This window comes from Curvibacter fontanus, assembly GCF_054780335.1.
Genome location: NZ_BAAGWN010000012.1, coordinates 209,729 through 233,153, shown reverse-complemented (window position 1 = coordinate 233,153; position 23,425 = coordinate 209,729). Strand labels below are relative to the sequence as shown.

The window sequence follows — 23,425 nt, the reverse complement described above, 5'->3', positions numbered from 1 at the left end:
GAACGGTCAGCTTAGTCGATGTACTTCAGGCCCAGCTTTTCCAGGGGTTCGCGGAACTTGTACATGTCCAGGCCCAGCACGCCGGACGCCAGCTTGGCGCGCTTCTCCCCTTCGAAGGACTCGCGCGCCGCGGCAGCGTCGGCCACCTTCTGCGCATCGGCAGCGTTGACGACGACCACACCGTCGTCATCGGCCACGATGGCGTCACCCGGGTTGACGATCATGCCCGCGCAGACCACGGGAATGTTCACGGAACCCAGCGTGGCCTTGATGGTGCCCTTGGCGCTGATGGCGCGGCTCCAGACCGGGAAGTCCATGGACTTGAGTTCGGCAATGTCGCGGCAGCCGCCATCGATGATCAGGCCGCGCGCGCCGCGCGCCTTGAAGCTGGTGGCCAGCAGGTCGCCGAAGAAGCCGTCGGTGTTGGGCGAGGACAGGGCCGCGACAACGATGTCGCCCGGCTTGATCTGCTCGGCCACCACGTGCAGCATCCAGTTGTCACCCGGGTGCAGCAGCACGGTGACGGCGGGGCCGGAGATCCTGGCGCCGGCATAGATGGGACGCATATAGGACTGCATCAGGCCGATGCGGCCCTGGGCCTCGTGCACGGTGGCCACACCGTACTGGCCCATTTTTTCGACAGCGGCGGCATCGGCGCGCACGATGTTGCGCTTGACCAGCCCCAAGGGTGCGTTGACGCTCATGATGTTTCCTTTCTGTTTGTATCTATCCCCTCTCCCTCTGGGAGAGGGAGTGAATTCACTTGCCCTTGGCCTTCAGCTGGGCATCCAGGCGCGAGAACACACGACGTGCGTTGCCCTCGAAGATCTTGTAACGCTGAGCGTCATTGAGGTTGGGTGTGGCCTGCACATAACGCTTGGTGTCGTCGTAGTAGGCGCCGGTCTCGGGATCGATGCCGCGCACGGCGCCGATCATTTCGGAGGCGAACAGGATGTTGTCCACCGGGATCACACGGGTCAAGAGGTCGATGCCGGGCTGGTGGTAGACGCAGGTGTCGAAGTAGATGTTCTTCAGCAGATGCTCGGACAGCAGGGGCTTTTTCATCTCCTGCGCCAGGCCGCGGTAACGGCCCCAGTGGTAGGGCGCAGCGCCACCGCCGTGCGGGATGATGAACTTCAGCGTGGGGAAGTCCTTGAAGAGGTCGCCCTGGATCAGCTGCATCACCGCCGTGGTGTCGGCGTTGATGTAATGCGCGCCCGTGGTGTGGAAGCAGGCGTTGCAGCTGGTGGAGACGTGGATCATGGCCGGGATGTCGTACTCGACCATCTTTTCGTAGATGGGGTACCACTGCCTGTCGGTCAGCGGCGGGCTGGTCCAGTGGCCGCCGCTCGGATCGGGGTTGAGGTTGATGCCGACGTTGCCGTAGTGCTGGACGCACTTCTCCAGCTCGGGGATGCAGGTCCTGGGGTCGACGCCGGGCGACTGCGGCAGCATGGCGGCGGGCACGAAGTGCTCGGGGAAGAGCTGGCTCACGCGGTAGCAGAGCTCGTTGCAGATGGCGGCCCAGGTGGACGAGACATTGAAGTCACCAATGTGGTGGGCCATGAAGCTGGCGCGCGGGCTGAAGATGGTGAGGTCGGAGCCGCGCTCCTTCATCAGCTTGAGCTGGTTGCTCTCGATGGACTCACGCAGCTCGTCGTCGCTGATCTTGAGGTCGGCCACCTTCGGCTTGAGGGCCGGATCCTTGATGCCGGCGATCTGCTGGTTGCGCCAGTTCTCCAGCGCCTTGGGGGCCGTGGTGTAGTGGCCGTGGATGTCGATGATCATGGGCTTTTTCATGGGGTCTCCTGGGATTCAAATCTCAATGCGTGGCCACATCCATCCTGGACGGGGATGGTCTAAGCGGGGAACGCCGTGGAACCGGCTTTGCCGGGCCACTGGCGTTGCCCCCTGCAAGGGGGGTGGCGTAGCGACACGCAGTGCGCGAAGCCTGGGGGTGTTTCATATCAGACCGGTTCCATGCCCTGGCGGCGCTTGGCCTCGGCGGCGGCGGGCGAGGCCATATAGGCCAGCATGGCGCGCACGGCATCGGCCTGGGTGCTGCTGGCGCAGACACCGGCGGAAAAGGTGGTGGTGATCTGGATGGCCGGTGGCAGCGGGCCCAGCACGGTGAGGCCTTCGAGGTTCAGCATCTCGCTGAACTGCTGGAAGCCCAGCGCCACCTCGCCCCTGGCCACCAGGCTGCCCACGGGGATGCCCGGCGGCGGGGTGACGATGCGGTCCTCGATCTGCCCGGCGATGCCCCAGCGCTCGAAAAGCTGGGCCAGGGCCACACCGCTGGGACCGGTGGAGTAGCTCAGGCTACGCGCCTTCAGAACAGCATCGCGCACGGCCGCCTCGCTGGAGATGTCGGGCTTGGGGGCACCCGCACGCACCGCGACGGCCACGCCCGAATGCACCAGGTCCACCTTGCTGCCGGCCAGCACATGGCCGGAGGCGACGAGCTTGTCGATGGCGTCGGAGGCCAGGATGACCACGTCGAAAGCCTCGCCGGCCGCCACGCGCCTGGCGGCATCCACGCCGCCCACCGACTCGATGGCCACAGTCTGGCCCGCCTGCTGCTGGTAGGCCGCCACCAGTTCGGCCAGCACCTGGCGGGTGGCCATGGACGAGATGCCTCGCAGGGGGGTGCTCATGGGGGAGAGGGCCGGCAAATTGATAAGAACAGACAGCGATTGTGGCCACCCTGCCCCGCTGTGCCAAGGCGGCGCGGTTTCTAGCAGGTATCGCATTTCGGCATAATCGCTGACAAGCTATCCCGCAAACCATGGACCTGAAACAACTCGAATATTTCGTGCGCGTCGCCGAACTGGGCAGTTTCACGCGGGCCGCCGGGGTGCTCAACATTGCCCAGCCGGCGCTGAGTCGCCAGGTGCGTCTGCTGGAGGTGGAACTGCGGCAGAACCTGCTGCTGCGCAACGGCCGTGGTGTCACCACCACCGATGCCGGCAAGCTGCTGCTGGAGCATGGCCGCGGCATCCTGCACCAGGTGGAGCGCGCGCGCGAGGACCTGGGCCGCGTGCGCGGCGCCCTGGCCGGACGCGTGGCCCTGGGCCTGCCGCCGAGCATCGCCCGCATGATGACGGTGCCGCTCACGCGCGCCTTTCGCAAGCGCCTGCCCAGTGCCGCGCTGTCCATCAGCGAGGGCCTGACCATCTCCATGCAGGAAGGCCTGTTGACCGGGCGTCTGGACATCGCCCTGCTCTACAACCCGCCCGCCAGCCCCGAGCTCAACACCCTGCCGCTGCTGGACGAAGATCTGTTCCTGATCGGGCCGCGCCCGGCGCGCAGCAAGGCCGGCGCGCAGCCCATCGGCCTCAAGGAAGTCAGCACCCTGCCCCTGGTCATCCCGAGCCGACCCAACGCCATCCGCATGGTCGTGGAGACCGAGATGGCCGGCATCGGCTGCAAGCCCGATATCAGCCTGGAGATCGACGGCGTGGCCGCCATCCTGGACCTGGTGGCCGACGGCGCCGGTTACGCCGTGCTGCCCAGGTACGCGCTGGCCACCACGCAGCGGCCCGAGGCCTACCAGGCACGCCCCATCGACAAACCCCGCCTGTCCAGCCGCCTGGCGCTGGCCACGGCGGCCGGCCGCACCACGACCATGACGCAGCAGGCCATGCTGGAGCTGATCCAGCAGGTGGCCGGCGAGGTCTTTGGTGCAGCCCCCGCACCCGTATGAAATCTACCGACACCATGGCAACTGACAAACCCTACACACTCGCCGGCGTGATGGGCTGGCCGGTGGCGCATTCGCGCTCCCCCGCCATCCATACCCACTGGATCCACCAACATGAGCTCAAGGGCAGCTACGTGCTGCTGCCCGTGTTGCCGGACCGCCTGGCCGATGCGGTGCGCGGCCTGCGCGCCCTGGGTTTTGCCGGCTGCAACATCACCATCCCGCACAAGGTGGCGGCCATGGCGCTGGTGGACCGCATCGACCCGCTGGCGCGGCGCATCGGCGCCATCAACACCATCGTCGTCGAACCCGACGGCACGCTGACCGGCTACAACAACGACGCCTATGGTTTCATCCAGAGCCTGCTGGACGCCCAGCCGGACTGGCGCGCCGACGCCGGCCCCGTCACCGTGCTGGGCGCGGGCGGCGCGGCGCGCGCCATCCTGGTCGCGCTGGCCGAGCGCGGGGCCAAGGAGATCCGCCTGTGCAACCGCAGCCTGGACAAGGCCCAGGCCCTGGCGGCCGAATTCGGCGGGCCGATCCGCGCCTACCCCTGGGAACAGCGCGAAGCGGCGCTGGAAGGCGCGGCCCTGCTGGTCAACAGCACCAGCCTGGGCATGAAAGGGCAGGACCCGCTGACCCTGTCGCTCGACCGGCTGCCCAAGCACGCATTGGTGTGCGACGTCATCTACGTGCCGCTGGAAACGCCGCTGCTGGCCGCTGCGCGCGAGCGCGGCAACGCCACCGTCAACGGCCTGGGCATGTTGCTGCACCAGGCCCGCCCGGCTTTCCGGCACTGGTTCGGCGTGATGCCGGAAGTGACACCCGAGCTGCGGCGCCAGATCGAAGCGACGCTCTGAGTCTGCCCATCACAAATTGTGATGGGCCCATCGCCAGGGTCCGGCCTGCTCCATCGTAAGCCCTGCTTGCCCCGGGTAGTCGACGCGCCTATTCTCGGCCGCGACGACTTCAACGAACCGAAAGGCAAGCCATGCAAACTTCCCTGCCCCGTCTGTTGACCCTGCTGGTCAGCGGCCTGCTGCTGGCCGCCTGCGCCCTCACACCGCCGCCCGCGGCCACGACCCAGGGCCAGGCCGAACTGCTCTGGCTGGGCCAGGCCGCCTTCCGCCTGACCACGCCCGGCGGCAAGGTCATCGTGATCGATCCCTGGCTGCGCCCCAACCCCAAGACACCGGCCGAGTACAAGGACCTGGCCAAGCTGGGCAGGGTCGACCTGATCCTGGTCACCCACGGCCACTTCGACCACATCGCCGATGCCCCGGCCCTGGCCCTGATGCACAAGGCCCGCGTCTATGCGCCGGGTGATCTGAACCAGACCCTGACCGTGCTGGGCGTGCTGCCGCCCGAGCTGACGCCGCGCATGAACAAGAGCGGGACGGTAGCGCCCTTTGCCGACGCGCCGGGCCTGAAGATCACCATGGTCAAGGCCGAGCACTCCTCGCTCTATGTCTGGAAGAACCCTGCCACCGGCAAGGACGAGACCCATAACGGCGGCGAGCCCGTGGGTTTCATCATCGAGCTGGAGAACGGCCAGAAGATTTACCACATGGGTGACACCGGTCTCTTCGGCGACATGAAGTTCATCGGCGAGTACTACAAGCCCGACGTGCTGCTCATCCCCATCGGCGGCAACTTCACCACCGGCCCCGTGGACGCGGCCTACGCCACCCGCGAATGGCTCAAGCCCCGGTTCGCCATCCCCATGCACTACGGCACCAACCCGCTGAACCAGGGTACGCCGCAGCAATACCAGCAGGCTCTGGGCCGGACGGCCACCAAGGTGGTGCCGCTGCAACCAGGTGAGAGGTTCAGTTTCTGACCGTTCCCTGCGCCGATCTGCACCGACGGCAGCCCGGAACATCCCATGAAAAAAGCGGCCACGAGGACCGCTTTTCCGTTCCGGGCCGGGCTGCATTCCCGGCCCCGATCGCGCGCTTACTGGCGCGGAACGTTGGCCTTGACAATCACATCACCCCAGCGCTTGATTTCCTTTTGCAGAAAAGCCTGGGTCTGCTCGGGCGTGCTGGTGCGCGGCTCGATGTTCATGTCGCGCAGCCTCTTGCTGACTTCCGGGTCCTTGACGGCGGCCACGATCTCGCGATGCAGGCGGGCCACGACGTCCTTGGGCGTGCCAGCGGGCACGGCCAGCGCATTCCAGGACGAGGCCAGATAGTTCGGCAGGCCGACTTCCTTGGTGGTCGGCACATCGGGCAGCGAGGCCGAACGCTGGTCGTCCGTCACGGCCAGGGCACGCAGGGCGCCGCCCTTGATCTGACCCATGATGGGCGAGAGGATTTCGACCGCCACGTCGATCTGGCCGCCGCGCAGGGCGTTGACCACGGCCGGCGTGCCGTTGAAGGGAACGATCTGCATGTCCACGCCGGCATTCGTCTTGAAAAGCTCGGCCGCCAGGTTCTGGGTGCTGCCGGTGTTGATGCTGCCGACGTTGAGCTTGCCGGGGTTGGCCTTGGCATAGGCCAGCAGCTCACCCATGGTCTTGAATTTGGATTCGGTGGCGGTGACGACGCCGATGTCGAAGAAACCCAGGGTGCTGATCGGCGCGAAATCCTTGGCCGTGTCATAGGGCAGCTTGGTGAACATGGTGGCCGTCACCGCACTGGCGTTGGACATCAGCAGCAGGGTGTAGCCGTCCGGTGCGGACTTGGCGACCAGGTCGGAAGCGCCGACACCACCCGCACCGGGCTTGTTCTCGATGACCACCGGCTGGCCCAGGGTCTGGGACATCTTCTGCGCCACGGTACGGGCCGTGATATCGGCCACGCCGCCGGGGCCAAAGGGCACCACGATGCGCAGCGGCTTGTTCGGGAAGGACTGGGCCCAGCCGGCGGTCGCCAGGGTGGCCCCCAGCAGCAGGGCCACGGTGCTGCGGCGGTTGATCTTCAGCTTCATGTCTTGATCTCCTAAGACTCAACAAAAAGGCGCGGCGCGCTTTAGCGCGCCACACCCAGCAAACGGTCCAGCAGCTCGGGCTGGTCCAGCAACGATTGCGCGGTGCCCGCGTGCACCACGGTGCCGCGGTCCAGCACGGCCGCCACATCCGAGATGGCCAGGATGGCCTGCGGATGCTGCTCGACGATGATGGCCGACAGGCCCTCCTCGCGTGTGATGCGCCGTATGGCGCGCAGCAGCTCCTGCACGATGATGGGCGCCAGGCCCTCCAGCGGCTCGTCCAGCAGCAGGAGCCTGGGGTTGAGCACCAGGGCGCGGGCCACGGCCAGCATCTGCTGCTCGCCGCCCGAGAGCTGGGTGCCGAGGTTGGTCTTGCGCTCGGCCAGGCGCGGGAACATCTCGTAGGCGCGCGCCGGCGTCCACGGGCCCGGGCGGGCCACGGCGGTGAGGTTCTCGTCCACCGTGAGCGACTTGAAGATATTGCGCTCCTGCGGCACCCAGCCGATGCCGGCGCCGGCACGCAGGTGCAGCGGCACCTTGTGCAGGGCCACGCCATCGAAGGTGATAGTGCCGCCGTGCTGGCGCGTGGCGCCGGCCAGGGTGTTCATGAAGGTGGTCTTGCCGGTGCCGTTGCGCCCCAGCAGGGCCAGGGTCTGACCCTGGTCCAGGCTCACCGATACATTGTTCAGCACCACGGCCTCGCCGTAGCCCGCGCTGAGGCCTTCAACCTTGAGGAGTTCAGCCATGGTGGTGAGCCCCCGCGTCTGCGTCCTCGCCATGTCCCAGGTAGACCGCCTTGACCTGCGGATCATTGGCGATGGTCTCGGGATCGCCTTCGGTGAGCACGGTGCCGTTGACCAGCACGGTCATGCGCTTGGCAAAACTGAAGACGAGGTCCATGTCATGTTCAATCAGGAGCACCGACACATCGGCCGGCAGGGCCGCCACGGTCTGCAGCAGTTCCTCGCGCTCGCCAGCGGGCACACCGGCCACGGGCTCGTCGAGCAGCAGCACACGCGGCTCGCAGGCCAGGGCGATGGCGATTTCCAGCAGGCGGCGCTTGCCGTAGGCCAGCACATGGGTCTTCTGGTTCATCACCTCGGTCAGATGAAACTGCTCGAGGAGCTGCTCGCAGCGTTCCACCACCTGCGGGCGTTTGCCCAGGGGCTGCCACCAGCGCGTGCCCAGGCCGCTCTGCTGCGAGACGGTCAGCGCCAGCGTCTCCAGCGGCGTGAGCGTGTCGAAGAGCTGGTTGATCTGGAAGGTGCGCACCATGCCGCGGCGCACACGCTGGTGCGGCGCCAGCTGGGTGATGTCCTGCCCTTCGAGCAGGATGCGGCCTCCGGTGGGCTCCAGCACACCGGTCAGCAGGTTGATCAGCGTGGTCTTGCCGGCGCCGTTGGGGCCGATCAGCGCATGGCGCGCGCCCTTGTGCAGGTCCAGGCTGACGTTGCCGGTGGCGGTGATGCCGCCGAAACGCTTGACCAGGTTCTGCGCTGAGAGGACGATCTCAGGAGAACTCATGATTTCTTGCCCCTCGATACCCAGGTCCAGGGACGGATCAGGCGCTCGCGGCCGACCAGCATCAGCACGACAAGGAAGAGGCCGATCCAGAAGGTCCAGTACTGCGGCGTGATGGAGGAGATCCAGTCCTGCATGACCTTGAACACGATGGCGCCGGCCACGCCGCCATACAGCCAGCCGGTGCCGCCGATGACCACCAGCAGCATGAGATCGGCCGAGCGGTCGAAAGCGAACAAGTCCACGGAGGCAAAACTGGTGGTCTGCGCCAGCAGGCCACCGGCGGCGCCGGCCACGCCCGCGGCGATGGTGTAGATCACGGCCAGGCGGGCGGTCACCGGAATGCCGATGGCCATGGCACGCAGGCGGTTGTCGCGCAGGGCCTTGAGGGTTCCGCCCAGCGGCGAGTGCACCAGCCGGCGCGCCAGCACAAAGAACAGCAACAGCACGCTGATCGAATACCAGGCCGCCGTCTGGCCCTGAAGATCGAACTCGAAGCGGCCCAGCAGCGGCCCCATGACCACGCCCTGCAGGCCGTCGGCCCCGCCGGTGATGTCCAGCTTGTTGGCCAGCTCCATCAGGATCAGTGCCACGCCCATGGTCACCATGAGGCGCGTGAGGTCGGTGCCGCGCATGATGGTCAGCGAGCAGACAGCGCCCAGCAGCGTGGACACGGCGATGGCGAAGGCCAGGCCCACCAGCGGGTCGGGCATCACCAGTTTGGCGAACAGGGCCGCCGCGTAGGCACCCATGCCGAAGAAGGCCGCGTGACCGAGCGAGACGATGCCCGCGTAGCCCAGGATCAGGTCCAGGGAAACAGCGAAAAGCGCGACGATGGCGATCTCGTTGATGATGAGCGCATGGGTGGACAGCAGCCAGGGCGAGGCCAGGGCCAGCAACCACAAGACGGGCTCCCAGAGCTTCCAGCGCTGCAGATCGTGCAGGGATTGCATGGCGTTTTTCATTCGGTGGCCTCCGCGCTGCGCGCTGCGGTATTGGCTTCGACGTCACAAGCGCTGCGCGCAGTTGTGAGTCTGCACCGCAACTTCGTTGTCGTCTTGGGAGCGGCCCTGCGACTCATGCCTTGCCTCCCTTGCGCACGAACAGGCCCTGCGGGCGCCAGATCAGGATGACGATCATCAGGAAATAGACGATGAAGGCGCCGAAGCGCGGGATGTAGTACTTGCCGGCCACGTCGGCGAGGCCCAGCAGCAGGGCCGCCAGCAGCGGGCCGGTGATGGACGAGGTGCCGCCCACGGCCACGACGATCAGGAAATAGATCATGTTCTTGAGCGGGAAGCTCGGGTCCATGCCCAGCACTTCGGCGCCCAGCGCACCGCCCAGGCCCGCCAGGCCGGAGCCGACCGCGAAGGTCAGCAGGAACACGACATTGACATTGATGCCCAGGCCGGCGGCCACACGCTGGTCGTCGACCGAGGCGCGCAGACGGCTGCCGAAACGGGTCCTGGCCAGGATGTACTGCAGGCCGATGGTCAAGGCCGCGCAGATGACGATGATGAAGACCCGGTAATGCCCCATGCCCAGCATCCAGGCCCCCTCGCCGATCTCGGTGCGGCCCTTGATCCACTCGGGCAGCTGGATGATCTGCTGGCTGGAGGTCATGAAATAGTCCATGGCCGCCACGGCCATGAAGGTCAGGCCGATGGAGAACAGCACCTGCTCCAGGTGCGGCTTCCTGTACATGGGCCGGTACAGCGTGCGCTCGAGCACGGCGCCCAGCAGGGCCACACCGATGAAGGCGATGGGCAGGCACAGCAGGAAGGGCACATCCATGCGCTGCATCAGCAGCACGGTGATGTAGCCGCCGACCATGGCGAAGGCGCCGTGGGCCAGGTTGATGAAGTTCATCAGACCCATGGTCACGGACAGGCCGACCGCCAGGATGAAGAGCAGCATGCCGTAGGCAATGCCGTCAAAAAGTATCGTCAGCATGAACTCTGGGTGTCAGGTCAGGACAAAAAAACATGGGCGCCACCTCGACGGGTGGCGCCCATGGTCGCCCGCTTATTTGGACTTGCCGGGATCCTTGACGTCCTTGATGACGTCGAATTCCACGTTGAACAGCTCGCCGCCCTGCTTCTCGACCTTGCGCAGGTAGATGTTGTGCACGACGTCACGGGTCTGCGCATCGATGAACATGGGGCCGCGCGGGCTTTCCCAGACCTGGCCCTTCATGGCCGCCAGCAGGGCATCCCCGCCGCCCTGGCCCTTGGTGGCCTTGAGCGCTTCGTAGATCACGCGCATGCCGTCATAACCACCGACGGCCATGAAGTTCGGACGCATGCCCTTGTTGGCCTTCTTGAAGGCCTCGACAAACTTCTTGTTGGTCGGCGAGGGGTGGGCCGCCGAGTAGAAGTGCGCCGTGACCACACCCAGGGCGCCGTCGCCCATATCGCCCAGCTGGTCGTCATCGGTGATGTCGCCGGGACCGATCAGCTTGATGCCGGCCTTGTCCATGCCGCGCTCGAGGAACTGCTTCATGACGGCTGCGCCGGCGCCCGAGGGTACGAAGACGAAGAGGCCGTCGGGCTTGGCGTCGCGCACCTTCTGCAGGAAGGGCGCGAAGTCGGGGTTGCGCATGGGCACGCGCAGGGACTCGATGACCGTGCCGCCGTTGAAGATGTAGCGGTCCTTGAAGAACTTCTCGGCATCGTGGCCGGGGCCGTAGTCGCTGACCAGGGTCACGACCTTCTTGATGCCGCCCTTGGCGACGGCCCAGTCGGCCATGGCGACCGAGGACTGCGCCAGCGTGAAGCTGGTGCGCACGATGTAGGGCGAGGACTGGGTGATGCTGGAGGTGCCGGCGGCCATCACGACCATCGGCGTCTTCGATTGGGTGGCGATGGGTGCGGTGGCGAAGGCCGAGGGCGTGATGCCGAAGCCCGCCAGAACATTGACCTTGTCGTTCACCACCAGCTCCTGGGCCAGACGCTTGGTCACGTCCGGCACGCTGGTGTCGTCCTTGATGATCAGCTGGACCTTCTTGCCGGCAACGGTGTCACCATGCTGAGCCATGTAGAGCTTGGCGGCGGCCTCGATCTGGCGGCCGGTGGAAGCCTGCTGACCGGTCATGGGCAGGATCAGGCCGATCTTGAAGGCGCCGTCCTGGGCCAGCACGGCCGTGGAAGACAGCGCAGCCAGCGCCAGCATGGACGCACTCAGAAACACTCGCTTTTGCATGAAAGACTCCTATTAGGTTTTATCCCCTTACGCAGCCGGTCGGTGGCGCACAGGTGCGACCCTGTCCTCGCACGCGAAGGTGCATTACTTTCGCCTCAAACCAGATCATGCGCAAGTCAAGTTTCGGACTGATAGATATAGCAAAACGACATATCTTATGGGCAGTCATTAGCAGCATAAACGAACACAGGGCCCCGCAGGCCCTGTGTCGCGAAAGCCGGCCGGCGCTCAATAACGCAGGCGACCTTCCTGGTCCATGACGGCAATGTCCACATAACGGCTGCCGGCATTGCTCTTGGAGAAGTCGATGCGATAGCCATCGAACTCGATCTCGCCCATGGCCTGCAGGCTCTTGGCCAGGGCGGCCGGGGTGATCTCGCCCCGGATACGCTTCAAGCCCTCGGCCAGGATGCGCGCGGAGAGATAGCCCTCCATCTGGAAGGAGGCGTAGCTCGCGATGTCGGGATAGGCCGCTTTCATGGCCGACTGGAAATCCCGTATCAGGGTCTTGGTCTTGCCATTGGGGTTGGGGTAAATCTGGGCCACGCCCACCCCGCGCGCAAACTCGACACCCGCCACCTTGGCCAGCATGCCGGGCGCCGTATCGGCCAGCACGAAGATGGATTGCGTCACGCCCGCCTTGCGCAGGGCTGCCACGCTGCCTGCGGTGAAGGGCGGCGCACCGATCACGATGACGCCCTGGGGGTTGGACTTGAAGACCTCTTCGGCCGCCTTGGCCTGCTCTTCGGGCTTGAAGACGGACTGGTAACCCTTGACGTCCATGCCCGTGAGGCGGGCCGCCTCGTCGGCCACCACCTTGACGCCCCCGGTTCCCATCGGGATGTCCTGATGCATGACCGCCAGCTTGACGATGCCCAGCGTACGGGCGTGGTTCACGATCTTCTCGATCTGCTGCCTGTCACCGGCCCGCACGTGGAAGAGGCGCGGATGGCCGGGGTTGCGAAAAGCCTCCGCCCCGGGCACGGCGTTCATCAAGACCACATCGTGCTTGTCGAGCAGCTTGTCCGCGAACATGCGCTGCAGCGAGGCCGAGCCGACCGGGGAAATCAGCGCCACCGGCTTGCGCTGCATGGCCTGCTCGAACGCTGCCGCGAAACCGTCGGGTTTGTAGGTGTCGTCCAGTTCGAAGAAGGTGACCTTGCGCCCGCTGATGCCACCCGCCTTGTTGAGCTGGGCAAAGTAGGCCTTGGCCCCCTGGTTGATCTGCGGCGCATCCGGCGCCGGCAGGCCAGAGAAAGGCCCGATCTGAGCGATCACGATGTCCTGCGCCTGCGCGCCCTGCCATGCGCCGAACAAACCCGCCAGGCCCAGCAGCAGGGCCGGGAAACGCCAAGCGATCAGATGCATGGTTTTCATTCCTGCCTTCCTTCTCGTGATACTCAATTCCGCCGGCCAAGCTACGGCACTTGCGCGGCAAACGGTCGTCTTTGTGCGTGGCTCATGGAGATTTTCTGGCAGCTGACCCGCTATCCTGGCCTGCATCTGCTTGATAATCCGTATCCTGAATGTGCTTGGCATTCTCACATAAGCCGTATCCAACCGAGGAGACCCCCCATGACGCGACGTACCACCCCCCCGTTCCGCGCCGACCATGTCGGCAGCTTCCTGCGCCCCAGATACCTGCTGGAAGCGCGTGAGCAGAAGGCCAAGGGAGAGATCACGGCCGAGCAGTTGCGCAAGGTGGAGGACAAGGCCATCACCGAGATCGTCAAGTTCCAGGAAGACGTGGGTCTGCAGAGCATCACGGACGGCGAGTTCCGCCGCACCTACTTCCATATCGACTTCCTGGAGCAGGTCGGCGGCGTGCGCACCGACGTGCCGGTCACCGTCATCAAACCCGATGGCACCAAGGAACTGGCCCCGCCCGTGATGCGCGTGATCGACAAGGTGCGCCACGTCAAGGACATCCAGCGCGCCGACTTCGAATACCTCAAGAGCCAGATCGCGCCGGGCCGCGGCAGCGTGGGCAAGGTGACCATCCCCTCGCCCACCATGCTGCACTTCCGCGGCGGCCGCGCCGGCATCAGCAAGGAGCACTACCCCGAGCTCGATCCCACGTTCTATGACGACGTGGCCCAGGCCTATGGCGACGAGCTGCGCAGCCTGGCCGCCGCCGGCTGCAGCTATGTGCAGATGGACGACACCAACCTGGCCTACCTCTGCGACGAGAAGATGCGCGAGGCCGCCCGCCAGCGCGGTGACGACCCCAACGAACTGCCGCACCGCTACGCCAGGTTCATCAACAAGGTGGTGGCGCAGAAACCCGCCGGCATGACCCTGGCCATGCACCTGTGCCGCGGCAACTTCAAGAGCACACACGCCGCTTCGGGCAACTACGAGCCGGTGGCCGAGGCCCTGCTCAAGGAAATGAACCTCGACGCCTATTTCCTGGAATACGACGACGAGCGCAGCGGCGACTTCCGCCCCCTGCGTTTCCTCGCCCCGGGGAAGATCGTGGTGCTGGGCCTGGTGACCACCAAGTTCGGCAAGCTCGAATCCAAGGACGAACTCAAGCGCCGCATCGACGAAGCGGCCAAGTACGTGGCCATGGATCAGCTCTGCCTGTCACCGCAGTGCGGCTTCTCCAGCACCGTGCACGGCAACGACATCGCGGTGGAGGACCAGCGCGCCAAGCTGCGCCTGGTGGTGGAAACGGCCGAAGAGGTGTGGGGCCGCGCCTGAACCAGAGCGATCATCAGGAGATGAGGGCGGCCTGCGGGCCGCCCTTTTTCATGCGCCGCCCTTGGCCGAGCGGTCCTTCACGAAATTGAAGCCGAAGTCCAGCGCCGCCTCGAGCGAGAGCTCGATGGCATGGCGCTCGTGTTCGGTCAGGTAGAACATCAGGTCCACGTCATGCCGAACATAACGCGCGGGCAGGCGGTTCAGGGCCACGCAGGCCACGTCGGCCAGCATATCGGGGGTCATGCTGGGCCAGCGCGGGGCACGGCGCAGGACTTCTTCGAACACCAGTCGTTCGTAATAGTTATGGACCTGCTCGAAATTGCTGATCATGAAAACCTCCAGGACAACTGCCGCTGACCTTAGCAGTTCCCGTACGGCCTGACAAGGCCGCGCGCGCCGTTCAACGCAGCCTAGTAGACTGAATCCGTGAGATTCACTGGCACTCGTCTGCCCCTCGCTGTGCCATGCGGCGTTGCAAATGCTCGCCGGGCCTACGGGCCCGTCTGTGCTTTGCGCCTTGCCTGCCGCAGCGCTGGTCAGCCGCTTGCCGGCGATCTCTCAGATTCAGTCTACTAGCCCAGGCCTAGGAGTCGCACCGCATTGCCCTTGAGGATGCCGGGCATGACTTCGGGCTTGAAACCCGCTTCCTCAAAGTCTTTCATCCAGCGCTCGGGCGTGATCAGCGGATAGTCCGAGCCGAAGAGGATGCGGTCCTTGAGCAGGGTGTTGGCGTACTGCACAAGCTGCTTGGGGAAGTACTTGGGGCTCCAGCCCGAGAGATCGATCCAGACGTTGGGTTTGTGCGTGGCCACGGAGAGCGCCTCGTCCTGCCAGGGGAAGCTGGGGTGGGCCATGACGATCTGCATGTCGGGGAAGGCGATCGCCACGTCGTCCAGGTGCATGGGGTTGCTGTATTCCAGGCGCAGGCCGCCGCCGCAGCGCATACCGCTGCCGATGCCGCTGTGGCCGGTGTGGAAGATGGCCGGCAGCTTGTGCTCGGCGATGACCTCGTAGAGGGGCCAGGCCATCTTGTCGTAGGGATGGTAGCCCTGCACCGTGGGGTGGAACTTGAAACCCTTGACGCCGTGCTCGGCGATCAGGCGGCGCGCCTCGCGCGCGCCCATCTTGCCCTTGTGCGGATCGATGCTGGCGAAGGCCATCATCATGTCGCTGTTGGCCTTGGCCGCCTCGGCGATCTCCTCGTTCGGGATGCGGCGGCGGCCCAGCTGGGATTCGCTGTCCACCGTGAACATCACCAGGCCGATCTTGCGCTCGCGGTAATAGGCAATCGTCTCGGCGATGGTCGGCCGGCGGTTGGAGCGGAAGTACTTGTCCGCCGCGCGGTCGTATTCCTCGCCGTAGTTGTCGAAAGGGTTCCAGCAGCTGACTTCGGCGTGCGTGTGGACGTCGATGGCGATGAGGTTCTTGTGGTCCATGACCGTCTCCTGGCGGGGGATGCCGACCTCGACATCCCAGGGTAAACACCGATGAAAAGCGAACGTCGCTTGCTTGAATTGGTTATATTTTATAACCATAATCGATTCCAGAAAGAAACGCAAGATGAAGAACCCCGACCTCCATTTCGAGCGGCGTGGCGAGCAGCAGGAAGTTGCCGTCATCCGCCTGACACGCCCGGCCAAGCGCAATGCGCTCAACGACGGCCTGATCCTGGCCATCCGCGATCTGTTCGAGCACATGCCCGAAGGCGTGCGCGCCGCCGTCATCGACGGCGAGGGCGAGAACTTCTGCGCCGGCCTGGACCTGAGCGAACTGAAAGAACGTGACGCCGGCCAGGGCCTCTACCACTCGCGCATGTGGCACGCCGCCTTGGAGCGTGTGCAATACGGCCCGGTGCCGGTGATCGCCGCGCTGCACGGCGCCGTGGTCGGTGGCGGCCTGGAGCTGGCCAGCGCCTGCCACATCCGCGTGGCCGACGCATCCACCTTCTACGCCCTGCCCGAAGGCTCGCGCGGCATCTTCGTGGGCGGCGGCGGCGCGGTGCGCATCCCGCGCCTGATCGGCGCCTCCCGTATGGCCGACATGATGCTGACCGGTCGTGTCTACAACGCGCAGGACGGCGAAAAGATCGGCATGGCGCAGTACCTGGTGCCGCAGGGCAGCGCCTTCGACAAGGCTTTCGAGCTGGCCGTGCGCGTGGCGCAGAACGCCCCGCTGACCAACTACGCCCTGATCCACGCCCTGCCGCGCATCGCCGAGCAGCCGGCCGATCAGGGCTTGCTGACCGAGGCCATGATGGCCGCCATCGCCCAGAGCGCGCCTGAGGCCAAGCAACGCGTGCGCGCCTTCCTCGACGGCAAGGCCACCAAGGTGAAAAAGGGCTGAGCACCACCCCCCTCAAGAAGAACACGGACATGAGCGAGACTAACCCCAGACTGCGTGCAGCGCGCTACCGGCCGCTGGCCTTCGGCGTGACACGCGTGGCCCTGCGCCAGGGCGCCCAGGGCGTGCAGTACCTGCGCGCCGAACCGCCCCTGCCGCCCTATCCCGAGCGCATGAGCGACCGCCTGCTGCACTGGGCTCGCACCACGCCCGATCGGGTCTTCATTGCGCGCCGCGCGCCGCTGCCCGGCGGCGGCACCGGCGACTGGCAGCAGGTAAGCTACGCCCGCGCCCTGCAGGCGGCGCGCAGCATCGGCCAGGCGCTACTGGACCGCCAACTCGGTGTCGACCGGCCTGTGGCCATCCTGAGCGAGAACAGTATCGAGCACGCGCTGCTGGCGCTGGGCTGTCTTTACGCCGGCGTGCCGTACTGCAGCGTCTCGCCGGCCTACTCCACCGTGAGCCAGGACTACGACAAGCTGCGCCACGTGCTGACCACGCTGACGCCGGGGCTGGTGTTCGCGGGCGACGCCGCGCGTTATGGCAAGGCCATCGCGGCCGCCGTGGCGCCCGAGGTGGAGGTAGTGCTGGCCAGCGCGCCCGGCGACGCCCTCGCCGGCCGGGCCTGCACCCCGCTGGGCGCGCTGTTCGACACCCGCCCCAGCCCGGCTGTGGAGGCCGCGCAGCAAGCCACCGGACCCGATACCATCGCCAAGTTTCTCTTTACCTCGGGTTCAACCAAGAACCCCAAGGCCGTCATCAACACGCACCGCATGTGGTGCGCCAACCAGCAGCAGATGGCGCAGAGCATGCCGGTGCTGGCCGAGGCGCCGCTGGTGCTGGTGGACTGGCTGCCCTGGAACCACACCTTCGGTGGCAATCACAACTTCGGCATGGTGCTGTTCCATGGCGGAACGCTCTGCATCGACGACGGCAAGCCCACACCGACGCTGATGGGCGAGACCCTGCGCAACCTGCGCGAGATCGCACCCACGCTGTACTTCAACGTGCCCACGGGCTTCGAGATGATCGCCCTGGCCATGAAGACCGACGAGGCGCTGCGCAAGAAGCTGCTTTCACGTGTGCGTTTGTTCTTCTACTCGGGCGCCGGCCTGGCCCAGCCCGTCTGGGACAGCCTGCACCGCACACAGGAGGCCGAAATCGGCGAGCGCATCGTCATGGGCACCGGCCTGGGCATGACCGAGTCCGGCCCCTTCGCCCTCTACATCACCAGCCCCGAGGTGCGCTCGGGCGACTTGGGCGTGCCCACCGTGGGCATGGAGCTCAAGCTGGTGCCGGTCGACGGCAAGATCGAGGTCCGCTACAAAGGCCCGAACATCGCGCCGGGCTACTGGCGCGCGCCCGAGGCCACCCTGGAAGCCTTCGACGAGGAAGGCTTCTTCTGCACCGGCGACGCCGTGCAGTGGATCGATCCGGAAAACATCCACCGCGGCCTGAAATTCGACGGCCGCATCGCCGAGGACTTCAAGCTCGCCACCGGCACCTTCGTCAGCGTGGGCCCCCTGCGCGCGCGCATCATCGCTACCGGCGCGCCCTATATCCAGGACGCGGTGCTGACCGGCCTGAACCTCAGGGAGGTCGGCGCCCTGATCTTCCCCACGCCCGCCGTGCGCGCGCTCAGCGGCCTGGGTGCCGCCGCCAGCCCGCGCGAGGTACTGGACAGCCGACCGGTGCGTGAACACTTCCAGGCGATCCTGAACCAGCTGGCCGCCGCCGCCACCGGCAGCGCCAACCGCATCGCGCGCGCCCTGCTGCTGGCCGAGCCGCCCTCCATCGACAAGGGCGAGGTCACCGACAAGGGCTCGATCAACCAGCGTGCCGTGCTCAAGCACCGCGATGCGCTCGTGCAGGCCCTGCACGATGGCAGCGCGCCCGGCATCCTCACACCTCAAGCCTAGAAATGAAACACCCCCGAAGCGCCTGCGGCGCCCTGCGCTCACAGCCAGAGGCTGTGGCTCTTCAGGCTGTCCAGTCCTGCGCAGGCAGGACTGGAGCCGCAACCTTCAGCCCCTCAAGGGGGCGTACCCAGCGGCCCGGCGAAGCCGGTTCCGCGGGTGCTCTGGGTTTACATCCCCTCATCGATCTGAATCACTGACATGAACATTCAAGGACAAGCAGCACTGGTCACCGGCGGCGCCTCGGGCCTCGGTGAAGCCACGGCACGTGAACTGGCACGCCTGGGCGCCAGGGTCGCCGTACTCGACGTCAATGCCGCGCTGGCCGAGAAAGTGGCCGCGGACATCGGCGGCGTCGCGTGTGTCTGCGACATCACGAACACCGACAGCGTCACCGCCGCACTCGCCAAGGCCGCCGCCGCCCACGGTCCGGCACGCATCCTGATGAACATCGCGGGCATCGGCAGCGCCAAGCGCATCGTCACCAGGGACGGCTCGCCCGCACCGCTGGAAGACTTCGCACGCGTCGTCAACATCAACCTCATCGGCAGCTACAACATCAGCCGCCTGTTTGCGGCGGAATGTGTCAAGCTGGCGCCGCTGGACGATGGCGAACGCGGCGTGATGATGTTCACCGCCTCGGTCGCCGCCTTCGACGGCCAGGTCGGCCAGCAGGCCTACAGCGCCTCCAAGGGCGGCCTGGTCGGCATGACCCTGCCCATGGCGCGTGACCTGGCCCAGCACGGCATCCGCGTCTGCACCGTGGCGCCCGGCCTCTTCGCCACGCCGCTCATGAAGGAACTGCCCGGGGACGTCCAGGCCGCCCTGGCCGCCTCCATCCCCTTCCCCAAACGACTGGGCCATCCCGAGGAGTTCGCCCAGCTGGCCTGCCACATCGTCAGCAACGGCCATCTCAACGGCGAGGTGATCCGCCTGGACGGCGCGCTGCGCATGGCGCCGCGCTGAGAGTTAACCCCAGGCAGAAATTCCAGCCAGCACTCGATACTGTTTTCCGCCCGCGTTTCTCAATCCCAACCCAAACGAGGAGACAACCATGAAACTACGATCTACCCTGCTGGCCGTCCTGGTCGCCATGGCCTGCGGCACCGCCCTGGCCGATGTCAACATCGGCGTCAGCCTCTCGCTGACCGGCCCGGGCTCCGGCCTGGGCATCCCGGTGAACAACCAGTTCAAGCTCTTTCCCAAGACCATCGCGGGCGAGAAAATCAATCTGATCGTCCTGGACGACGCCTCCGATCCCGGCAAGGGCGTCACCAATGCGCGCCGCTTCATTACCGAGGACAAGGTCGACATGATCATCGGCTCGTCCATCACGCCGGTATCGGCCGCCATGATTCCGCTGGCCGCCGAAGCCAAGACCGTACAGCTCGCGGTCTCCCCCGTGGGCGGCCCCCCGGAGCAGGAACACTGGCTGTTCCGCCTGCCGCAGGGTGCCGACGTGATCGCCTACCCCATCGTCGAGAACATGAAGAAGACCGGGGTCAAGACCATGGGCTTCCTCGGCTATGCCGACGCCTACGGCGAGATCTGGCTCAAGGCCATGACGCCCGCGCTGGAGAAGGCCGGTATCAAGTTGGTGTCCGTCGAACGCTTTGCCCGCACCGACACCAGCGTCACACCCCAGGCCCTCAAGCTGACCTCGGCCCATCCGGATGCCATCCTGGTGGTGGCCTCCGGTTCCGGTGCGGCCATGCCGCACAAGGGCCTGATCGAACGCGGTTACAAGGGCAAGATCTACCAGACCCACGCCGCCGCCACGCCCGACCTGGTGCGCATCGGTGGCAAGGACGTCGAAGGCGGTTATGTGTCCTCCGGTCCGGCCGTGGTCGCCGAGCAGTTGTCCGACGGCCACCCGTCCAAGAAGCGTGCCGTCGATTTCGTGACCAACTACGAGAAGGCCTACGGCCCTGGCAGCCGCAACCAGTTTGCCGCCCATGCCTATGACGCGCAAATCGTGCTGGAAAAGATCCTGCCGGTGGCGCTGAAGAAAGCCAAGCCGGGCACGCCTGAATTCCGTGCCGCGCTGCGCGACGCCATGGAAACCATGGGCCGCACCGTGTTCTCGCACGGCGTGATGAACTGGAGCGCCACGGACCACTGGGGCTACACCAACGAAACCGCCGTGCTGCTGCAGGTCAAGGACGGCAAGTTCGTTGTCGTCCAGTAAGCCGCTGCCTGCTCCCGTCACGCCCAGGGCGTGACGGCCCCGGTGCAGGCGCCGCGCCTGCACCGCTTCTCTTTCGATTTCTTCCACCGTCCGGACCCCTGCCCCATGGATTCGACTATCGCGAGCATCCTTCTGCTCGACGGCGTGACCAACGGCGCCATCTATGCGCTGCTTGGCATCGCCACCGTGCTCGTGTTCGCCGTCACGCGCGTCATCTTCATTCCGCAAGGCGAGTTCGTCGCCTACGGCGCCCTGACCCTGGCCATCCTGCAGACCGGGCGGGTGCCCGGCACGGTCTGGCTGCTGCTGCTGCTGGCCGCTGTCGCCGCGCTCATGGAGTTCCATGCCCGCTGGTTGCACCACCGCGACCTGGGTGCTGCGGCCATCGCCGCGCTCAAGACCCTGATCGCGCCGGTCCTCGTATCGCTCGTCACCATCTGGGCTGCACCCCAGCAGTTCCATCTGCTGGTGCAGGCGCTGCTGTCGGTAGCGGTCGTCACCGCCTTCGGCCCGCTGGTCTACCGTGTCGCCTACCAGTCGCTGGAATCGGCCACCCCGCTGGTGCTGCTGATCGTCTCGGTGGGCGTGCATTTCGCCATGACCGGCCTGGGCCTGCTGTTCTTCGGCGCCGAGGGTTTCCGCAATCCGGCCTTCTGGGACCTGCGCCTGAACCTGGGCCCCGTCATGCTGTCGGGCCAGACCATCATCATCGGCCTGAGTTCGCTGGCCCTGATCGTGCTGCTGTGGCTGTTCTTCGAGCGCTCGCTGTTCGGCAAGGCGCTGCGGGCCACGGCCGTCAACCGCCTGGGCGCGCGCCTGATGGGCATCTCCAGCCACGCCGCCGGCCAGCTGAGCTTCACCATGGCCGCACTGATCGGTGCGCTTTCGGGCCTGCTGATCGGCCCCACCACCACCATCTTCTACGACTCGGGATTCATCATCGGCCTCAAGGGTTTCGTGGCCGCCGTCGTCGCCGGCCTGTCCAGTTACCCGGGGGCGCTGATCGGCGCCATGTTCGTGGGCGTCATCGAATCCTTCGGCTCCTTCTGGGCCAGCGCCTTCAAGGAAGTCATCGTGTTCACCGTCATCCTGCCCGTCCTGCTGGTGCGCTCCCTGTACAGCTCGCATTCGGACGAGGACCACTGATATGAAGTCGCCTCGCACCCTGGGCCTGCTGGCCCTTGCCATCGCCATCCCCCTGCTGACCGTGCTGCCGCTGCCGGACTTCTGGTTCACACAGCTCAACACCATCGCCTTGTACAGCCTGACGGGCCTGGGCCTGGTGCTGCTCACCGGCGTGGGCGGCCTGACCTCCTTCGGCCAAGCGGCCTTCGTCGGCATCGGCGCCTACACCACGGCGGTACTGACGGTGCAGCTGGGCGCTTCGCCCTGGCTGACGCTGCCCATCGGCCTGGTGCTGACGGCCAGCTGCGCGCTGCTGCTGGCCCTGATCACGCTGCGCATGTCGGGTCACTACCTGCCGCTGGCCACCATCGCCTGGGGCCTGTCGCTCTATTACCTGATGGGCAACCTTGAAGCGCTCGGCAAATACGACGGCATCACCGGCATCAAGACCCTGGCGATCGGCGGCATCGATTTCGGCGAAGGTCGCGGCTTCTTCGTGCTGGTCTGGGCCATTGTGCTGCTGGCGGCCGTGGCCATGCTCAACCTGCTCGACTCGCGCGCCGGCCGCGCCATCCGCGCCCTGAAGAACGGCGCGCAGATGGCGGAAGCCATGGGCGTGAACACCTTCCGCTACAAGGTCACCATCTTCGTGCTCGCCGCCTTGCTGGCCGCGGTCTCGGGCTGGCTGTTCGCGCACTTCCAGCGCTCGGTCAGTCCAACGGCCTTCGGCCTGAAGATGGGCATCGAGTACCTCTTCATGGCCGTGGTCGGCGGTGTCGGCCACGTCTGGGGTGCACTGGTGGGCGCCAGCCTGATCAAGGTGCTCGACGACCAGTTGCAGGTCCTGCTGCCACGGCTGATCGGCACCAGCGGCAACTACGAGATGATCGTCTTCGGCATTTCCCTGGTGCTTGTGCTGAAGTACCTGCCCGACGGCCTGTGGTCCATGGTCGAGAAAAAGCTGCCGCGCCGCCAACGCAAGAACGACTGGAGTGAGGCCGCGCCCCTGCCCGAACGCGCCAAGCCCGCCACCGGCGAACTGCTGCTGGACGTGCAGGCCATCCGCAAGGAATTCGGCGGCCTGGTGGCCGTCAACGACATCAGCTTCCAGATCCGCGCCGGCCAGATCGTCGGTCTGATCGGCCCCAACGGCGCCGGCAAGTCCACCACCTTCAACCTGGTGACCGGCGTGCTGGGCATGACGCGCGGCCATGTGGTGTTTGCCGGTGAACCGCTCGACGGCCTGCCCTCGCGCGAAATCGCTCGCCGCGGCATGGGCCGCACCTTCCAGCACGTGAAGATGATCCCCGACATGACGGTGCTGGAAAACGTGGCGCTGGGCGCCCACCTGCGCGGCCGCAAGGGCGTGGTGAGCGCCATGACACGCTTGAACCGCGCCGAGGAGCGACAGCTCTACCGCGAAGCACAACGCCAGCTGGAGCGCGTCGGCATGGGCGCCTACCTGCATGAGCAGGCGGGCAACCTGGCCATGGGCCTGCAGCGGCTGATGGAAATTGCGCGCGCGCTGTGCAGCGATCCGACGCTGCTGCTGCTCGACGAACCGGCCGCCGGCCTGCGCCACAAGGAAAAGCAGGACCTGGTCGCGGTGCTGCGCCAGCTGCAGTCCGAGGGCATGAGCATCCTGCTGGTGGAGCACGACATGGACCTGGTGATGGACATCTGTGACCACCTGGTGGTGATGGAGTTCGGCACCCTGCTGACCCAGGGCCCGCCGTCGCAGATCCAGCAGGACCCCAAGGTGCGTGCCGCCTACCTGGGCACGGAGCACTGAAGATG

The 23,425-nt window shown here is 66.1% G+C and carries 22 protein-coding genes; 10 read left to right on the top strand and 12 right to left on the bottom strand.

Annotated features, from left to right (window positions below; all coding sequences use genetic code 11):
* Window positions 1-11: 11 nt before the first annotated feature.
* The 3 genes from ligK to ACYVH8_RS08905 form a co-directional block, all read right to left on the bottom strand.
* Complete coding sequence (gene ligK / locus ACYVH8_RS08915) at window positions 12-704, bottom strand: 4-carboxy-4-hydroxy-2-oxoadipate aldolase/oxaloacetate decarboxylase (protein WP_460488494.1); 693 nt, start codon at window positions 702-704, stop codon at window positions 12-14.
* Window positions 705-759: 55 nt separating this feature from the next.
* Window positions 760-1,788 carry an amidohydrolase family protein gene (locus tag ACYVH8_RS08910; RefSeq protein WP_460488599.1) on the bottom strand — a complete coding sequence of 343 codons (1,029 nt, stop codon included), beginning with the start codon at window positions 1,786-1,788 and terminating at the stop codon, window positions 760-762.
* A 179-nt stretch (window positions 1,789-1,967) separates the two neighbouring features.
* The gene (locus tag ACYVH8_RS08905) at window positions 1,968-2,657 is read right to left on the bottom strand and encodes a substrate-binding domain-containing protein (RefSeq protein WP_460488493.1); all 690 of its coding nucleotides are present in this window, start codon (window positions 2,655-2,657) and stop codon (window positions 1,968-1,970) included.
* Window positions 2,658-2,788: 131 nt separating this feature from the next.
* On the opposite strand from ACYVH8_RS08905, the gene ACYVH8_RS08900 reads away from it, so the two are divergent.
* The 3 genes from ACYVH8_RS08900 to ACYVH8_RS08890 all read left to right on the top strand — a co-directional run bounded on the left by ACYVH8_RS08900 (window position 2,789) and on the right by ACYVH8_RS08890 (window position 5,543).
* Entirely contained in the window at window positions 2,789-3,706 is a 918-nt protein-coding gene (locus ACYVH8_RS08900) for a LysR substrate-binding domain-containing protein (protein WP_460488492.1), read from the top strand.
* A 14-nt stretch (window positions 3,707-3,720) separates the two neighbouring features.
* On the top strand, window positions 3,721-4,563 hold the full coding sequence (locus tag ACYVH8_RS08895) for a shikimate dehydrogenase (protein WP_460488491.1): 843 nt from the start codon (window positions 3,721-3,723) through the stop codon (window positions 4,561-4,563).
* Between the two features lie 131 nt (window positions 4,564-4,694).
* Window positions 4,695-5,543, top strand: coding sequence for a metal-dependent hydrolase (locus tag ACYVH8_RS08890; RefSeq protein ID WP_460488490.1), 849 nt, complete (start codon window positions 4,695-4,697; stop codon window positions 5,541-5,543).
* Window positions 5,544-5,659: 116 nt separating this feature from the next.
* Here the strand turns inward: ACYVH8_RS08890 and ACYVH8_RS08885 are convergent, their stop codons facing one another.
* The 7 genes from ACYVH8_RS08885 to ACYVH8_RS08855 form a co-directional block, all read right to left on the bottom strand.
* The gene (locus ACYVH8_RS08885) at window positions 5,660-6,634 is read right to left on the bottom strand and encodes a Bug family tripartite tricarboxylate transporter substrate binding protein (protein ID WP_460488489.1); all 975 of its coding nucleotides are present in this window, start codon (window positions 6,632-6,634) and stop codon (window positions 5,660-5,662) included.
* 41 nt (window positions 6,635-6,675) lie between these two features.
* On the bottom strand, window positions 6,676-7,380 hold the full coding sequence (locus ACYVH8_RS08880) for an ABC transporter ATP-binding protein (RefSeq protein ID WP_460488488.1): 705 nt from the start codon (window positions 7,378-7,380) through the stop codon (window positions 6,676-6,678).
* Window positions 7,373-8,158 (bottom strand): ABC transporter ATP-binding protein, encoded by a 786-nt coding sequence (locus ACYVH8_RS08875; protein WP_460488487.1) that lies wholly within the window; start codon window positions 8,156-8,158, stop codon window positions 7,373-7,375. Before ACYVH8_RS08875 ends, ACYVH8_RS08880 begins: the two co-directional genes overlap by 8 nt.
* Window positions 8,155-9,108 (bottom strand): branched-chain amino acid ABC transporter permease, encoded by a 954-nt coding sequence (locus ACYVH8_RS08870; protein ID WP_460488486.1) that lies wholly within the window; start codon window positions 9,106-9,108, stop codon window positions 8,155-8,157. Before ACYVH8_RS08870 ends, ACYVH8_RS08875 begins: the two co-directional genes overlap by 4 nt.
* A gap of 124 nt (window positions 9,109-9,232) precedes the next feature.
* Entirely contained in the window at window positions 9,233-10,108 is an 876-nt protein-coding gene (locus tag ACYVH8_RS08865; RefSeq protein WP_460488485.1) for a branched-chain amino acid ABC transporter permease, read from the bottom strand.
* 72 nt (window positions 10,109-10,180) lie between these two features.
* Window positions 10,181-11,356 (bottom strand): ABC transporter substrate-binding protein, encoded by a 1,176-nt coding sequence (locus ACYVH8_RS08860; protein WP_460488484.1) that lies wholly within the window; start codon window positions 11,354-11,356, stop codon window positions 10,181-10,183.
* Window positions 11,357-11,584: 228 nt separating this feature from the next.
* On the bottom strand, window positions 11,585-12,724 hold the full coding sequence (locus ACYVH8_RS08855; RefSeq protein ID WP_460488483.1) for an ABC transporter substrate-binding protein: 1,140 nt from the start codon (window positions 12,722-12,724) through the stop codon (window positions 11,585-11,587).
* Window positions 12,725-12,931: 207 nt separating this feature from the next.
* Here ACYVH8_RS08855 and ACYVH8_RS08850 point away from each other — a divergent pair, with 207 nt between their 5' ends.
* Window positions 12,932-14,059 carry a 5-methyltetrahydropteroyltriglutamate--homocysteine S-methyltransferase gene (locus ACYVH8_RS08850; RefSeq protein ID WP_460488482.1) on the top strand — a complete coding sequence of 376 codons (1,128 nt, stop codon included), beginning with the start codon at window positions 12,932-12,934 and terminating at the stop codon, window positions 14,057-14,059.
* Between the two features lie 48 nt (window positions 14,060-14,107).
* On the opposite strand, the gene ACYVH8_RS08845 is transcribed toward ACYVH8_RS08850, so the two are convergent.
* Together ACYVH8_RS08845 and ACYVH8_RS08840 are read right to left on the bottom strand one after the other, a co-directional pair.
* Window positions 14,108-14,389 (bottom strand): late competence development ComFB family protein, encoded by a 282-nt coding sequence (locus tag ACYVH8_RS08845; RefSeq protein WP_460488481.1) that lies wholly within the window; start codon window positions 14,387-14,389, stop codon window positions 14,108-14,110.
* Window positions 14,390-14,631: 242 nt separating this feature from the next.
* Window positions 14,632-15,495, bottom strand: coding sequence for an amidohydrolase family protein (locus ACYVH8_RS08840; RefSeq protein ID WP_460488480.1), 864 nt, complete (start codon window positions 15,493-15,495; stop codon window positions 14,632-14,634).
* 124 nt (window positions 15,496-15,619) lie between these two features.
* Between ACYVH8_RS08840 and ACYVH8_RS08835 the strand changes: the two genes are divergently transcribed.
* From ACYVH8_RS08835 to ACYVH8_RS08810, 6 genes are all read left to right on the top strand, one after another.
* Window positions 15,620-16,402: a crotonase/enoyl-CoA hydratase family protein gene (locus ACYVH8_RS08835; RefSeq protein ID WP_460488479.1), complete on the top strand. Its 783-nt coding sequence runs from the start codon at window positions 15,620-15,622 to the stop codon at window positions 16,400-16,402.
* A gap of 29 nt (window positions 16,403-16,431) precedes the next feature.
* Window positions 16,432-18,318 (top strand): feruloyl-CoA synthase, encoded by a 1,887-nt coding sequence (locus ACYVH8_RS08830; RefSeq protein ID WP_460488478.1) that lies wholly within the window; start codon window positions 16,432-16,434, stop codon window positions 18,316-18,318.
* A 198-nt stretch (window positions 18,319-18,516) separates the two neighbouring features.
* Window positions 18,517-19,281 carry an SDR family NAD(P)-dependent oxidoreductase gene (locus ACYVH8_RS08825; protein ID WP_460488477.1) on the top strand — a complete coding sequence of 255 codons (765 nt, stop codon included), beginning with the start codon at window positions 18,517-18,519 and terminating at the stop codon, window positions 19,279-19,281.
* Window positions 19,282-19,369: 88 nt separating this feature from the next.
* Complete coding sequence (locus ACYVH8_RS08820) at window positions 19,370-20,503, top strand: ABC transporter substrate-binding protein (protein WP_460488476.1); 1,134 nt, start codon at window positions 19,370-19,372, stop codon at window positions 20,501-20,503.
* Window positions 20,504-20,608: 105 nt separating this feature from the next.
* On the top strand, window positions 20,609-21,649 hold the full coding sequence (locus tag ACYVH8_RS08815) for a branched-chain amino acid ABC transporter permease (protein WP_460488475.1): 1,041 nt from the start codon (window positions 20,609-20,611) through the stop codon (window positions 21,647-21,649).
* Between the two features lies 1 nt (window position 21,650).
* Window positions 21,651-23,420: a branched-chain amino acid ABC transporter ATP-binding protein/permease gene (locus ACYVH8_RS08810; protein ID WP_460488474.1), complete on the top strand. Its 1,770-nt coding sequence runs from the start codon at window positions 21,651-21,653 to the stop codon at window positions 23,418-23,420.
* The last annotated feature ends 5 nt before the right edge of the window (window positions 23,421-23,425 follow it).